Source organism: Rhodovulum sp. 12E13 (assembly GCF_003340565.1).
GTDB lineage: Bacteria > Pseudomonadota > Alphaproteobacteria > Rhodobacterales > Rhodobacteraceae > HLUCCA09.
Genome location: NZ_QPLK01000014.1, coordinates 1 through 14,221 on the forward strand (window position 1 = coordinate 1; position 14,221 = coordinate 14,221).

11 protein-coding genes are annotated in these 14,221 nt (G+C 70.3%); 4 read left to right on the forward strand and 7 right to left on the reverse strand.

The annotated features are described in order from the left end of the window. From DLJ49_RS12875 to DLJ49_RS12890, 5 genes are all read right to left on the reverse strand, one after another. Window positions 1-170 (reverse strand): adenosylhomocysteinase (locus tag DLJ49_RS12875; RefSeq protein WP_369932538.1); only part of this gene is annotated, 170 nt, incomplete at its 3' end. Window positions 171-335: 165 nt separating this feature from the next. Further along, window positions 336-1,520 (reverse strand): methionine adenosyltransferase, encoded by a 1,185-nt coding sequence (gene metK, locus DLJ49_RS12880; RefSeq protein WP_115393965.1) that lies wholly within the window; start codon window positions 1,518-1,520, stop codon window positions 336-338. Between the two features lie 43 nt (window positions 1,521-1,563). Further along, window positions 1,564-4,218, reverse strand: a complete 2,655-nt coding sequence (gene metH, locus DLJ49_RS12885; protein WP_199533369.1) for a methionine synthase — start codon at window positions 4,216-4,218, stop codon at window positions 1,564-1,566. Beyond that, window positions 4,215-5,264 (reverse strand): homocysteine S-methyltransferase family protein, encoded by a 1,050-nt coding sequence (locus DLJ49_RS22885; RefSeq protein WP_199533370.1) that lies wholly within the window; start codon window positions 5,262-5,264, stop codon window positions 4,215-4,217. The genes metH and DLJ49_RS22885 overlap by 4 nt, the downstream gene beginning before the upstream one ends. A 138-nt stretch (window positions 5,265-5,402) precedes the next feature. Then, a complete protein-coding gene (locus DLJ49_RS12890) occupies window positions 5,403-7,088 on the reverse strand; it encodes a glycine/sarcosine N-methyltransferase (RefSeq protein WP_115393966.1) in 1,686 nt (561 codons plus the stop codon). Between the two features lie 795 nt (window positions 7,089-7,883). On the opposite strand from DLJ49_RS12890, the gene pufB reads away from it, so the two are divergent. The 4 genes from pufB (at window position 7,884) to DLJ49_RS12910 (ending at window position 10,556) form a co-directional block, all read left to right on the forward strand. Further along, complete coding sequence (gene pufB, locus DLJ49_RS12895) at window positions 7,884-8,039, forward strand: light-harvesting antenna LH1, beta subunit (RefSeq protein WP_115393967.1); 156 nt, start codon at window positions 7,884-7,886, stop codon at window positions 8,037-8,039. Between the two features lie 12 nt (window positions 8,040-8,051). Then, window positions 8,052-8,402: a light-harvesting protein gene (locus DLJ49_RS12900; RefSeq protein ID WP_115393968.1), complete on the forward strand. Its 351-nt coding sequence runs from the start codon at window positions 8,052-8,054 to the stop codon at window positions 8,400-8,402. Between the two features lie 112 nt (window positions 8,403-8,514). Further along, window positions 8,515-9,933: a PucC family protein gene (locus DLJ49_RS12905; RefSeq protein WP_115393969.1), complete on the forward strand. Its 1,419-nt coding sequence runs from the start codon at window positions 8,515-8,517 to the stop codon at window positions 9,931-9,933. Then, a complete protein-coding gene (locus DLJ49_RS12910) occupies window positions 9,930-10,556 on the forward strand; it encodes a hypothetical protein (RefSeq protein ID WP_115393970.1) in 627 nt (208 codons plus the stop codon). Before DLJ49_RS12905 ends, DLJ49_RS12910 begins: the two co-directional genes overlap by 4 nt. Before the next feature lie 242 nt (window positions 10,557-10,798). Here DLJ49_RS12910 and DLJ49_RS12915 read toward each other — a convergent pair whose 3' ends face one another. Both DLJ49_RS12915 and DLJ49_RS12920 read right to left on the reverse strand, forming a co-directional pair. Then, window positions 10,799-12,997: a thiamine pyrophosphate-dependent enzyme gene (locus tag DLJ49_RS12915; protein ID WP_115393971.1), complete on the reverse strand. Its 2,199-nt coding sequence runs from the start codon at window positions 12,995-12,997 to the stop codon at window positions 10,799-10,801. A 267-nt stretch (window positions 12,998-13,264) separates the two neighbouring features. Next, complete coding sequence (locus DLJ49_RS12920; protein WP_115393972.1) at window positions 13,265-14,218, reverse strand: 2-hydroxyacid dehydrogenase; 954 nt, start codon at window positions 14,216-14,218, stop codon at window positions 13,265-13,267. Window positions 14,219-14,221 lie beyond the last annotated feature (3 nt).

The window sequence follows — 14,221 nt, forward strand, 5'->3', positions numbered from 1 at the left end:
GCGATCCGCGCCCCCTTCAGCGGCTGCGCCGCCCCGTATTCCTCCCGGAGCGCCATCAGCCCCGGCATCTCCGTCTCCGCGATCTCGATCTCCCGCCGCCCGAACCCGGCGAGGGCGATGTCCTTGATGGCGTAATCGGAGCTCAGGGGCGCGCTGTCTTCGGCTGGCATGGCGTGTCCTTTCAACCTGTGTGAGGCCGCCCCGGCCGTGGCGGCCGGGGCGGAAAGTGATGGTTCCTGGCGGAGGGAAGGCGCTTCGAAGCGCCTTCACCGCGCGTGCGCGCGGTGAACGCCTTTGCAAAGGCGTTGCCCCCGCCGGATGTCAGGCGGTGCGCCTCATTCGGCCGCGATGGAATGGCCGAAGGAGCGGGCGAGCTCGCCGGCGAGGTCGGTCTTCTCCCACGAGAAAGCGCCGTCGTCCTCGGGTGTGCGGCCGAAATGCCCGTAGGCCGAGGTGCGGGCATAGATCGGGCGCTGCAGCCCCAGATGCTCGCGGATGCCGCGGGGCGTGAGGCGCACCATCTCGCGCAGGCGCGTGCCGAGATCGTCCTCCGATACCTTGCCGGTGCCGAACGTGTCGACGTAGATCGCGATCGGCTCGGGCATGCCGATGGCGTAGGCGAGTTGGATCTGGCAGCGGTCGGCCAGTTCCGCCGCGACGACGTTCTTGGCGAGGTACCGCGCGGCGTAGGCAGCCGAGCGGTCGACCTTGGTCGGGTCCTTGCCCGAGAAGGCGCCGCCGCCGTGCAGCGCCGCGCCGCCATAGGTGTCGACAATGATCTTGCGGCCCGTCAGGCCGGCGTCTCCCTCGGGCCCGCCGAGCACGAAGCGGCCCGTCGGGTTCACGTAGAGCCGATCCTCCGGCACCTCCCAGCCCTCGAGCGAGGCCTTGGTGAGATACTGCTTCACCAGTTCGCGCACCTGCTCCTGGCTCACGTCCTCGTCGTGCTGGGTGGAGACGACGACGGCGTCGATGCCCACGGGCTTGCCGTCCGCGTATTTCAGCGTGACCTGCGACTTCGAGTCGGGTCCGAACTCCGGCCTGTGGCCGGCCTTCCGGTCTTCCGCCATCAGGCGCAGGATGCGGTGGGCGAACTGGATCGGCGCCGGCATCAGCTCGTCGGTCTCGTTGCAGGCATAGCCGAACATGATGCCCTGGTCGCCGGCGCCTTCCTCGCCCTTGTCGCCCTCGTCGACGCCCATGGCGATGTCGGAGGATTGCGCGTGCAGGCGGTTGACGATCTGCACGTCCTTCCAGTCGAAGCCGAGCTGCTCGTAGCCGATGTCGCGGATCGTGGCGCGCACCATCTCCTCGACGTCGCGCAGGATCTTGTCGGGGCCACGCACCTCGCCGGCCACGGTGACGTGGTTGGTGGTGGCCAGCGTCTCGATCCCGCAGCGGCAGTTGATCGGGTCTTCGCGCAGATAGGCGTCGAGAAGGGTGTCGGAGATCCGGTCGCAGACCTTGTCGGGGTGCCCTTCGGACACCGACTCCGAGGTCATCAGCCAGCTTCTTGCCATGGTGCGTCTCCCTGTGGGTTTCGGGGGTCGTGATCCCGGTGCGTCAGGCCGATTTCTTCAGCGGCACCTCTTCGGCACCCGGGGTGTAGGCGAGGTTGGGGGCGAGCCAGGATTCGGCCTCGGCCAGCGCCATGCCCTTGCGGGCCGCGTAATCCTCCACCTGGTCGCGCCCGATGCGGCCGACGCCGAAATAGGCGGCGTCGGGGTGGGCGAAGTAGAGGCCCGAGACGGCCGCCGCCGGCCACATCGCGCAGCTTTCGGTCAGCGTCAGGCCCGTGGTGCGGGGGGCGTCGAGCAGGTCGAAGAGGGTGCGCTTCTCGGTGTGCTCGGGGCAGGCGGGGTAGCCCGGCGCGGGGCGGATGCCGCGATAGTCCTCGCGGATCAGCTGCTCGTTCGTCAGCGCCTCGTCCGGGGCGTAGCCCCAGATCTCGCGCCGGACGCGCGCGTGCATCGCCTCGGCCATCGCCTCGGCCACACGGTCGGCCAGCGACTGCACGAGGATCGAATCGTAGTCGTTCCCCTCGGCCTTGAACCGGTCGGAGATGGCGTGGACCTCCGGCCCGGCGGTGACGGCGAAGCCGCCGATCCAGTCGGGGCCCTCGTCGGCCACGAAGTCGGACAGGCAGTAATTGGCCCGGTCGCCGCGCTTGGCCGTCTGCTGGCGCAGCATGTGGAAGCGGGCGCGCTCCTTCGCGCGGTCCTCGCCCTCCCAGACCACGATATCGTCGCCGTCGCGGTTGGCCGGCCAGATGGCGAGCGCGGCTCTCGGCCGGAACCACTCCTCGGCCACGATCCGGTCGAGCATCGCCTGCGCGTGGCCGTAGAGCTCGCGCGCCGTCTCGCCCCTGTCGGGGTCGTCGAGGATCTTCGGGAAGGTCTGCCGCATCTCCCACGTCCAGAAGAAGGGCGACCAGTCGATGTAGTCGCGGACGTCGTCGACCTTGAGGTCGTCCAGCGTGATCAGGCCGGTCCGGCGCGGCTCTTCCATCGTGTGCGCGGCGGGGCGGAAGGCGTTGGCGCGCGCCTCGGCCAGCGGGATCGTCGGGCGCTCTCCCTTGCCGGCGTGGCCCGAGGCCAGCCCCTCGTATTCCTCGGCCACCTTGGCCAGGAACTGCGGCTTGCGCTCCTTCGACAGCAGGCGCGAGACGACGCCCACGGCCTTGGAGGCGTCGTCGACATGCACTACGCCATGGTCGTAGGCGGGGGCGATCTTGATCGCCGTGTGCTTCTTCGAGGTGGTCGCGCCGCCGATCAGGAGCGGCACGTCCATGCCCTGCCGCGTCATCTCGGAGGCCACTTCCACCATGCGGTCGAGCGAGGGGGTGATCAGGCCCGACAGGCCGATGGCGTCGGCCCTTTCCTCCTTCGCCTTGGTGATGATGTCCTCCGTGGGCACCATCACGCCCATGTCGACCACGTCGTAGTTGTTGCAGGCCAGCACGACGCCGACGATGTTCTTGCCGATGTCGTGCACGTCGCCCTTCACCGTGGCCATCAGGATCTTGCCCTTGGCCGAGGTGTCGCCGGCCGCCTTCTTCTCTTCCTCCATGAAGGGGATGAGGTGGCCCACCGCCGTCTTCATCACGCGGGCCGACTTCACCACCTGCGGCAGGAACATCTTGCCCGCGCCGAACAGCTCGCCGACCGTGTTCATCCCGTCCATCAGCGGGCCCTCGATCACGTCGAGGGGGCGCTCGGCGCGCTGCCGTGCCTCCTCGGTGTCGTCGATCACGTAGTCGGTGATGCCGTGGATCAGGGCGTGAGAGAGGCGCTCCTCCACCGGGGCCTCGCGCCACTTGGGGTCGGATTTCGCCTGCGCCTCGCCCTTGTCGCGGTAGTCGTCGGCGATGGCGAGCAGGCGATCGGTGGCGTCGTCGCGGCGGTTGAGCAGCACGTCCTCGACGCGCTCGCGCAGCTCGTCGGGGATGTCGTCATACACCGTGATCTGCCCGGCGTTGAGAATCGCCATGTCGAGGCCGGCGCGGATCGCATGGTAGAGGAAGGCCGAGTGCATCGCCTCGCGCACCGGATCGTTGCCGCGGAAGCTGAACGAGACGTTCGACAGCCCGCCCGAGACCAGCGCGTGCGGCAGCCGTTCCTTGATCATGCGCGTCGCCTCGTAGAAGGCCACGGCGTAGTCGTTGTGCTCCTCGATCCCGGTGGCGACGGCGAAGATGTTGGGGTCGAAGATGATCTCCCACGGGTCGAAGCCGGCCTTCTCGGTCAGCAGCCTGTAGGCGCGCTCGGATATGGCGAACTTGTGCTCGGCTGTCTCGGCCTGCCCCTCCTCGTCGAAGGCCATGACGACGACGGCGGCGCCGAACCGGCGCACGATCTTCGCCTGTTCGAGGAACGCCGCCTCGCCCTCCTTCAGCGAGATCGAGTTGACGACCGAGCGGCCCTGCACGCATTTCAGCCCGGCCTCGATCACCTCGAACTTGGAGCTGTCGATCATTACCGGAACGCGGCTGATGTCGGGCTCGGCCGCGATCAGGTTGAGGAAGGTGCGCATCGCCTCTTCGGAATCGAGCAGCCCCTCGTCCATGTTGACGTCGATGATCTGGGCGCCGTTCTCAACCTGATTGCGCGCGACCTCGACGGCCGCCTCGTAGTCGCCCTTCATGATGAGCTTCTTGAAGCGGGCCGAGCCGGTGACGTTGGTGCGCTCGCCGATATTGATGAAACTGCCGGTGGTCATGCCGCGGCTCCCTTCTCGAACAGCTCCAGCCCCGAAAGCCGCAGCTTCTCCGCCCGCTCGGGGATCTTGCGGGGCGCCTTGCCCGCGACCGCCCCGGCGATGGCGCGGATGTGGTCGGGCGTGGTGCCGCAGCAGCCGCCCACGATGTTGACCAGCCCCGCCTCGGCCCATTCGCCGAGATGGCTGGCGGTCTCTTCCGGCGTCTCGTCGTAGCCGCCCATCTCGTTCGGCAAGCCGGCATTGGGGTAGGCCGAGACGCGGGTGTCTGCGATGTCGGACAGGGCGCGCACATGGGGGCGCATCTCGCCCGCGCCGAGCGCGCAGTTGAGGCCCACGGAAAACGGCCGGGCATGCTGGACGCTCGCCCAGAACGCCTCGGGCGTCTGGCCGGTCAGCGTGCGGCCCGAGCGGTCGGTGATCGTGCCGGAGATCATGATCGGCGGCACGTCCATCTCGTCGCGCAGAAGGTCGAGCGCGTAGAGGGCGGCCTTGGCGTTGAGCGTGTCGAAGATCGTCTCGACCAGGATCAGGTCGACGCCGCCCTCGATCAGCCCGCGCGCGCCCTCGCCGTAGGCCGCGGCGAGGTCGTCGAACGTGACGTTGCGAAAGCCGGGATCGTTCACGTCGGGGCTAATCGAGGCGGTGCGGTTGGTCGGCCCGAGCGCGCCGGCCACCCAGCGCGGGCGCTCGGGGGTCGAGGCGGCGTCGGCGGCCTCGCGGGCGATCTTCGCGGCGGCCGCGTTCATCTCGCCCACCAGCTCCTCCATGCCGTAATCGGCCTGGCTGATGCGGGTGGCCGAGAAGGTGTTGGTGCAGACGATGTCGGCGCCGGCCTCGAGAAAGGCCGCGTGGATGCCGCGGATCATGTCGGGCTGGGTCAGGCACAGAAGCTCGTTGTTGCCCCCCACGTCGCTCGCCCAGTCGGCGAAACGCTCGCCGCGATAGGCGGCCTCGTCGGGCTTCTCGGCCTGGATCATCGTGCCCATCGCCCCGTCGAGCACGAGGATGCGCTCGGCGGCGTGGTCTTCGATGGATCGCTCTGACATTGACGTCTCCTCGTTCTGCGGCTCCGCCTGGATGCGGGGCCGCAACTCCTTAGCGGCGCATCGGCTCGCCGCATAAGGAGAATGACTCATGAAGATCATGTGGACGGCGCCTGCCTCGCGCGGCAGGCGTGCGGCAGTTCAGACCGGCTTGCGGAAGACCTGGATGCCCCAGGCGAGGTTGCCCTGGTCGGCCGCCTTCACCCAGTTCTCGAGGCCCACCGCCATCTTGTCGAGGTATTCGGCCGAGGCGCCGCTGTCGCGCAGCCGGTCGTAGTTGGCCAGCATGTCCTCGCGGACGCGGGCGTAGTGAGTGCGCAGGTTGTGCGTCAGGTCTTCCTGCTCGACCGTCTCGAAGCCGATTCCCTCGGCCGCCTCGCGGTAGAAGCGGAACGAGCCGAGCGAGGTGAGCTGCAGGCGGTCGTAGACGGGCTGGAGCTGCGCGGGGTCGGCGTCGTCCGACTGCATCGGGTCGGTGAACACGAACAGCCCGCCGGGCTTGAGCACGCGCCAGACCTCCTGCAGCACCGTGTGCCGCTGGTCGGAATGCAGGATCGCGTCCTGGCTCCACACCACGTCGAAGCTCTCGGCCGGCTCGGGGATCTGCTCGAATACGCCGTGGACGACGCGGATGCGGTCGGCGAAGCCCTGCTGGCGGTTGCGGTGCCGGTTGGTGTCGTTCTGCACTTCGGAGATGTTGAGGCAGGTGGCGCTGCCGCCGTTGCGCCCGACGACCCGGCGCATCGCGCCGCCATAGCCCGCGCCGATGTCGAGGATGCGGGTGTCGGGGCCGATCGTCAGCTTCCCGGCCATCCTGTCGACCGTCACGTCGGAGGCGTCGCGGATGTCCTTCGTCTCCTCGTAGCAGCCGACGTGCAGATCCTGACCGCCCCAGACAGTTGAATAGAACGTGTCGGCATCCTCGCTGTCGTAGTAGTCTTCGGCGACGTCGCGCACATCGGTTTCGCCCTGCTCGCGGACACCCCCGCCCCAGCGGACCACGTGCAGCGTGCTCTTCTCGGCGATATGGATGAAGAAGTCGGGCTCGTCCTCGGCGTAGGTCTCCTGAAAGTCGCCGTAGGTGCGCACACGGGCAAAGCCCGCCTCGCCGAGCAGCCGCCGCATGTAGTTCTTGCGGATCGGGAACATGTTGAGCGTGTAGGTCGCCCCGTCGGGGAACGAATAGCGCATCCGGCACAGGCCGTCGTCGACATGGTCGGGCTCGGCCGTCACCCGGTCGCCGCAATAGTAGTACTTGTGTTTCGTCGAATAGCCGTGATCGAGCATCGCATCGTAGTTGCGCTGGTCGATGATCAGGATGCCGTCGTGCTTGAGCGCGGCATAGAACTCGGCCAGCGCGCGGCGCCGGTCCTGCTCGTCGTGCAGGTGGGTGAAGGAATTGCCGAGGCAGATGATCGCGTCGTACTTGCCCTGGATGTCGCGGTTGAGCCAACGCCAGTCGGCCTGCACCGTCTTGAGGATCAGCCCGCGCGACTGGGCGTTCTGGAACGCCTTGGCCAGCATCGCGGCCGAGCCGTCGCCGGTGGTGACGTTGAAGCCCGCCTCGGTCAGCCGCACCGAGTGGAAGCCGGTGCCCGCGGCGACGTCGAGCACCGTCTCCTTGCCGCGGGCGCGCAGGACGTCGATGAAGAATTGTCCCTCCGCCTCGGCGCGGCCGGCCCAGTCGATCAGCTCGTCCCACTTCTCGACGAACGACATGACGTACTCGCCCTTGTAGAGATCGGTCTCCCTGTCGGCGAGAGGATCTTCCCCGTAGCTCTGATCCTCGAGATCGAGTTCGAAGTTCCTGCGTGCTGCGTCGCTCATCCTGTTCTCCCTGTACGGTCCGCGTCGTCCCGGCCGGTGCGCAGAGCGCAGCCGGACGCGGGCGCGGCCGTGCGCGCCCCGTAGATGATTTCGTGTCGTTCGGAACCGGCCCTTGTGGGCACGCCCGCGGCGCAACCCCTGACCGGTCGCTGGTTCTTGTCTTTGTTGCGCTGCGGGTCACGCAATCGGTGGACCCGAGCGAAAAGACTCGGACGCACTAACGCACTTGTCGGGTACGGCGCCCGGCTGGCCTCATGCAAATGCAATCAGAACGACATTTCAATGCCTGTTTGCGACATCGCGTCGCCGAATGGGCCAAGGTGTTATTTTCCGGGGCCAATTTCCTGATTTGGTGAGCGTGCCGAAGTGGGGCCGGCGTGCCGCCCGCCCGCGCCAGGGGGCGGGAGCCGCGGGCATGGGGGGATTCGCCGCCCCCCGGTCTCGTCCGGGCGGCGTCGCTCAGGCCGCGGAGGCCGTTCGAACGCGCGACGCATTCCCGGGAGTCAGCCTGACGCGGAGCCCCGGTGGCGTGTCCGGAGACGAAATCATGCAGGGCTGGCAGGATGTTGCGAGGGACGGCTGGGCTCGGCGCCGGTCAGGATCGCGGCGCGGAGATCCCATATGTCAGCGCAATCTGTAAACTAAAATTGACAGTTGTGATTGTCAACCTAATGTGACATATTATCGTTGTTCCCTGCCGGAAGGACTCGCCGGAAGGGAGCTTCACCAGTCGCGGAGGAAGACCCAGGTCGGAGCCTCCGAGGCTGCTCTGACGACCATGACTGGAGTGTTCACATGGCAGATGATGACGACAAGGTCTGGCCAACCGGCCTGACGCTGGAGCAGGCCGAGGAGGTCCACAGCTATCTCATCGACGGCACGCGGGTGTTCGGGGCCATCGCCCTGCTCGCCCACCTGCTCGTCGCGGTCTCCACCCCCTGGCTCGGATAAGGGAGGCACGACATGAACAATGCGAAGATGTGGCTCGTCGTGCCGCCCGCCGTGGGCGTGCCGGTGTTTCTCGGCGCCGTCGCCGTGGGCTCTTTCGCCGTCCACGTGGCGGTGCTGAGCAACACGTCGTGGGTGTCCGACTTCCTGTCGGGCCAGCCGCTCGGCTCGGGTGACGCCCAGGCGGCTGCAGTGCTGCCGACGCAGGGCGACGCGGCGACCGCCAAGGCGTCCTACGTCGCGCCGACGCCCGAGGGCGAGAGGGTCACCGTGATCCTGCCCGACGGCACGACCGCGACGGCGATCCTGCAGGCGCCCGAGGTGCTCGCCTCGGCCGACGACCGCGCAAGGCTCGCCCTCGAGTGAAGAGGGTCAGGCCCGCCGGGCGCGATCGACGCCCCGGCGGGCCGCCCATCCTCCGTCTCGCCCCCCGCGCGGGCCGCCCCGGCCCCCGCCCAGGCAGCGCAGGTCGCCCGGAATGCTGAACTATCGCCGCTTCGTCCTGAACAGGCTCGCCCGCATCAGCCCCCGCTGGCTGCCCTTCGCCGACGTCGCGACCGACGAGGTGCCGCTGTCGCGCCTGCTGCGCCTCTCGCTCTTTCAGGTCACCGTGGGCATGGCACTGGTGCTGCTGGTCGGCACGCTGAACCGCGTGATGATCGTCGAGCTCGACGTGCCCGCCTCGCTGGTCGCCGGAATGCTGGCGCTGCCGCTCGTCTTCGCGCCCTTCCGCACGCTGATCGGCTTCCGCTCCGACACGCATGTCTCGGCGCTCGGCTGGCGCCGCGTGCCCTACATCTGGAAGGGGACGCTGCTGCAATTCGGCGGCTTCGCCATCATGCCCTTCGCGCTTCTGGTGCTGTCGGGCTACGGCGAGGCGGTCGACGCGCCGCGCTGGATCGGCCTGTCTTCGGCCGCGCTCGCCTTCCTGCTCGTGGGGGCGGGCCTGCACACGGTGCAGACCGTGGGCCTTGCGCTCGCAACCGATCTCGTGGCCGAGGAGGACCAGCCCAAGGTGGTCGGCCTGATGTATGTCATGCTGCTGCTCGGCATGGTCGCGAGCGCGCTCGTCTTCGGCGCGCTTCTGGAGAACTACACGCCCGGCCGCCTCGTGCAGGTGATCCAGGGCGCCGCCGTCACGACCGTCGCGCTCAACATCCTCGCGATGTGGAAGCAGGAATCGCGCTCGTGGGCGCGGGCGCAGGCCCGAAAGCCAGACCGCGACTTCACCCGCGCCTGGCGCGCCTTTACCGGCCGGCCCGGCGCTCTGATGCTGCTCGGCGCGATCGGGCTCGGCACCTTCGGCTACGGCATGGCCGACGTGCTGCTCGAGCCCTATGGCGGGCAGGCGCTGGGCCTGACCGTGGCGCAAACGACCAAGCTGACCGCCGTACTCGCCTCCGGCACGCTGGCGGGCTTCGCCATCGCCTCCAAGGTGCTCTCCGGGCCCGCGCGCGCGACCTCGGTCGCGCTCTGGGGCGCGGCGATAGGGGTGCCGGGCTTCGCCGCGATCATCCTGTCCTCGGCGGCGGTGGGGCCCATGCTCTTCGTTGCGGGCACCTTCGCCACGGGCCTCGGCGCCGGCCTGTTCGGCCACGCCACGCTCACCGCGACCATGCGCGCCGCCCCGGCCGAGCAGGTGGGCCTCGCGCTCGGCGCCTGGGGCGCTGTGCAGGCCACGGCCGCCGGCATCGGCGTGGCGCTCGGCGGCGTTGTCCGCGACGTGCTGGTCGGCCTGCCCGGGCGTGACGGCGCCGCGGCCGACCCGGCCTTGCCCTACAATGCCGTCTTCGGCATCGAGATGTTGTTCCTCGTTCTCGCCGTCGTCGCGCTGCTTGCCCTGCAGCGGACGGCCGCGCACGACGCCCCCGACCCCGAACGCCTGGAGGTAGCATGACCACCATCATCACGCGGCTCTACGCCGACAGAAAGGCGGCGCGCGCCGTCCGCAAGAAACTGCTGAAGCAGAAGTTCCGCGAGGCCGATGTCGACCTGATCGCGGCGAAGGAGGGCGACGACGCCGCCCGCATCGAGGCCGCGCTGGAACGCGCGATGGCCCACGAGAGCGCGGCCAAGGCCTATGCCAGGCCGATCGCCGAGGGCGGCGCGGCGCTGGTCGTGCGGGCCGATTACCGTCCGCTCGGCGCCCGTCGCATCGCGCGCGAGATTCTCGCCGACAGCGGGGCGGTCGATGCCGGCGGCGCGGTCGAGGATCGCGATGTCAAGCTGCCGCCGAAGCCCGCGTACGAGACGCTGTTCCCGAAGGTGCTGAAGGACCATCCGCTGTTCTTTCGCATCGACAGCGATCCCGGATCGGGGCGCGAGCCGCAGACCTTCTCCGAGCTCACCGGCATTCCGCCGCTCACGAACTGGCGCCCCGGCGGCCAGCGGCTGACCGAGCGGCCCGGCCCGATCCTGCCGTTCAAGACGATCGACGACCGCCCGCGCAAGAAGTCGGTGCTCGAGGACCATCCTCGTTTCTCCGAGCGCTTCGGCGTGGCGACGATCAAGCACCGCTGAGCGATCCGGCCCGGGCGCCCCGGCTGCGCCCGGCCGCCCGCCTCTCTCGCTCCCCGGGCGCGTCCGGCGCGCGTCGCCCGGCAATCGCCGGGTGACTGGGTGCGCCCATCCGCGCAACGCGACACAGACCGGCGCAGACGCTCTCCGGCGCCTTGAGCCTACACTCGCAGTCATCGTGTGCAGTGCGCGCGGGCCGCGGCGCCACCCCTCGCCCCGCCGGTCGTCGCGCCGGTCTCTCCGCCCTACCCGAGCAGGGCGCGGGCCGTCCGCACGATGCCGTCGGTCGAAGGTAGAGTCGCGGCGTGGGCCGGCCCCGTGGCGATGAAGCTGTCCTCGGCCGTCAGCCGCGCGACGGGCAGCCCCGGCGATCGCTCGGCCATGAGCGCCACCAGCCCCTCGGCCACCCCGCCCGACCGCCGCGTCTCGTCGACGATCAGCGCCGCGCCGCAGCCCGAGAGCGCGTCGAGCAGCGACGCCTCGGGCAGTGGCGCGAGCCAGCGCAGGTCGATCACCCGCGCCGCCACCCCCTCGTCCGCCAGGCGGGTCTGCGCCTGCCGGCAGAGGCGATGGCCGTTGCCATAGGTCACGAGCGCCAGGTCGCGGCCCTCGCCGTGCACACCCACCGCGCCGAGGGGCAGCCGCTCGGGCGGGGCGGGGTAGGGCGTGGCCCACCTGCCGTCGCCCTCGGTGTCGAGGTCGCGCATCGGGTAGAGCGCGATCGGCTCGAGAAAGACGCTGACCCGCTGTTCCTCCCGCGCGAGCCGCACGCATTCGCGCAGCATCCGCGCGGCGTCCTGCCCCGTCGAGGGGCAGGCCAGGATCAGGCCCGGAATGTCGCGCAGCACCGCGAGCGCATTGTCGTTGTGGAAATGCCCTCCGAAGCCCTTCTGGTAGCCGAGCCCGGCGATGCGCACGACCATCGGATTGGCGAACTGGCCGTTCGAGAAGAAGGGCAGGGTGGCCGCTTCGCCGCGCAGCTGGTCCTCGGCGTTGTGCAGGTAGGCGAGAAACTGGATCTCGGGGATCGGCACGAACCCGTTATGCGCCATGCCGAGCGCGAGGCCGAGGATCGACTGCTCGTCGAGCAGCGTGTCGATCACCCGGTCGCGGCCGAACCGCTTCTGCAGGCCGCGCGTCGCGCCGTAGACGCCGCCCTTGGCGCCCACGTCCTCGCCCATCACGACGATCTCGGGATGCTCCAGCATCAGGTCGGCAAGCGCCCAGGCGACGTGGCGCACCATGGGCTGGGGCGCCGCCATCTGCTCGGCCTCGGCGCCGAAGGTGGCGGCCCGCGCCGCGGGGTCGGGGCCGTTCGAGGGCCGGCAGGGGCGCGGCGGCGGGATCAGCGAGGCCATCACCTCGCCCGCATCGCGCAGGTGCGGGCGGCGGCCGGCCTCTTCCGCCTTAGCGGCCACCTCGGCGCAGGCCGCGTCGTAGATCGCGAGCGCCGCGTCGGGCGCGAGCGCCCCCGCCTCGGCCAGCAGGCGGACGGAGTGCAGCAGCGGGTCGTTCGCCTCGTCCGCCTCGACCTCGGCGCGCGAGAGGTAGGCGGTCGGCACGTCGGCCCCGGCGTGGCCGTAGAGCCGCACTGTGCGCAGATGCAGGAAGACGGGCCGCCGGCGCGCCCGCACCCACTCGGCCGCCTCGCGCGCCGCGCGATAGGTATCGTAAAGGTCGAGCCCGTCGGCCGCGACGTAGCGCAGGCCGGGGCGGGAGGAGAACGCCGCCTCGATCCAGCCCGGCGGCGTCTTCACCGAGATGCCGATACCGTTGTCCTCGCAGACGAGCAGCAGCGGCATCGCTCCGCCCTGAAAGGCAGTCCAGCAGGCGGCGTTGATCGCGCCCAGCGCGGTGGAATGGTTCGCCGAGGCATCGCCGAACGAGGCCATCACCAGCGCGTCGTCGGCCAGCGCCGCGTGCTCGGGCCGGTGCCGCCGCGCCGCGCCGACCGCGTAGGCCGCGCCCATCGCCTTGGGCAGGTGGCTCGCGATGGTCGAGGTCTGCGGCGGGATCGTGAGCGCCTTCGAGCCCAGCACCTTGTGACGGCCGCCCGAGATCGGATCGTCGGCCGCGCAGGCGAAGGAGAGCAGGATGTCCCGCGCCGGGTCCTGCCCCGCCACCTGCGCGGCGCGGGCGATCTGGAATGCGGCGTCGCGGTAATGCAGGAACGCCATGTCGGTCGGGCGCAGGGCGTGGGCCACCGCCGCCATCCCCTCATGCCCCGACGAGCCGATCGTGTAGAAGCCGGTGCCGGCACGCTGCATCGCCCGCCCCTGCCGGTCGAGCGCGCGGCACAGGCACTGGGCGCGGAAAAGCGAAACGGCCTCGCCGGCCGAGAGCGGCGCCGCTGCCGCCCGGCCGGGCGGCAGGTCGCCCGCCGCCACCCGCGCACGGAACATCGCGTGCACGATCTCGGCCCGGTCCGCCTGCGCTCCGTCCATGCCCCCCCTCCCGTTCCGGCCCGGTCTCGCGGGTGCGCCTCCCTTGCGCGCCCCGAAGCCGGCGTCAAGCAACCCTCGTCCCGCGCCCATGGCCGGCGGCCTGCAGGGGCACCCGGTGCCCGCACCCGCCGCTCCCGCCGCGCCCGCCCGGCCTGACCGGCGCGCAGGCGGCCGTCTGCCGCGCGCCGCGCCCCGCTTCTTTCTGGTCCAAATACGCATGCGACGTCGCCTCCGCGATCCTGCGGGGGGCGGCGGCGCGCAGCCGCGTCAGACCGGGTTCGGCGGGGTGCGGCCCTCGAGCAGGGCGCGGGCATTCTCGACGGCCATCAGGCCCATCGCCTCGCGCACCTCGAGCGCCGCCGTGCCGAGATGCGGCAGGAGCACCACGTTCTCCATCGCCATCAGCGCCTCGGGCACCTTCGGCTCGAACTCGTAGACATCGAGCCCCGCGCCGGCGATGCGGCCCGCCGAAAGCGCCTCGATCAGCGCCGCTTCGTCGACCACGTCGCCGCGCGCGATGTTGACGAGCCGACCGCCGGATTTCATTGCCGATAGCGCGCCCGCGTCGATCAGGTGATGCGTCTCGGCCGTGGCAGGCACGGCCAGTACCACGACATCGGCGGCCCCCATCACCTCGTGCAGCGTGTCCAGCCGGCGGGCAGGCACGCCCGGATCGGGCACCGGCGAGCGGTTGTAGAACACGACGTCCATGCCGAAGCCGTTGTGGGCGCGCGCCGCGATGGCCTTGCCGATCCGTCCCATGCCGACGATGCCGAGCGTCTTGCCGGTCATGTGCAGGCCGAGCATCTGGGTCGGCTGCCAGCCTGTCCACCGGCCCGCGCGCACCATCCGCTCGCCCTCGCCGGCGCGACGGCAGACCATCAGCATCAGCGTCAGCGCGATGTCGGCGGTCGCGTCGGTGACGGCGCCAGGAGTGTTGGTCACCGCCACCCCCGCCGCCGCTGCGGCCGGCGCGTCGATATGGTTGTAGCCGACGCCGAAATTGGCCAGCCCGCGGCAGCGGAACGGCCCGCCCTCGAACGCCTCGGCGCGGAAGCCGTCGCCGAGGGTGGGGATCACCACGTCGTAGGCCTGCATCGCCGCATGCGCCTCGGCCGGGGTCAGCGGCGTCTCTTCCTCGCGCACGGTGACGCTGGCGAAGCTCCGCGCGGCCGCGAGCACAGCGTCGGGCAGCATTCGGGTGATGAGCATGTCGGGCATGGC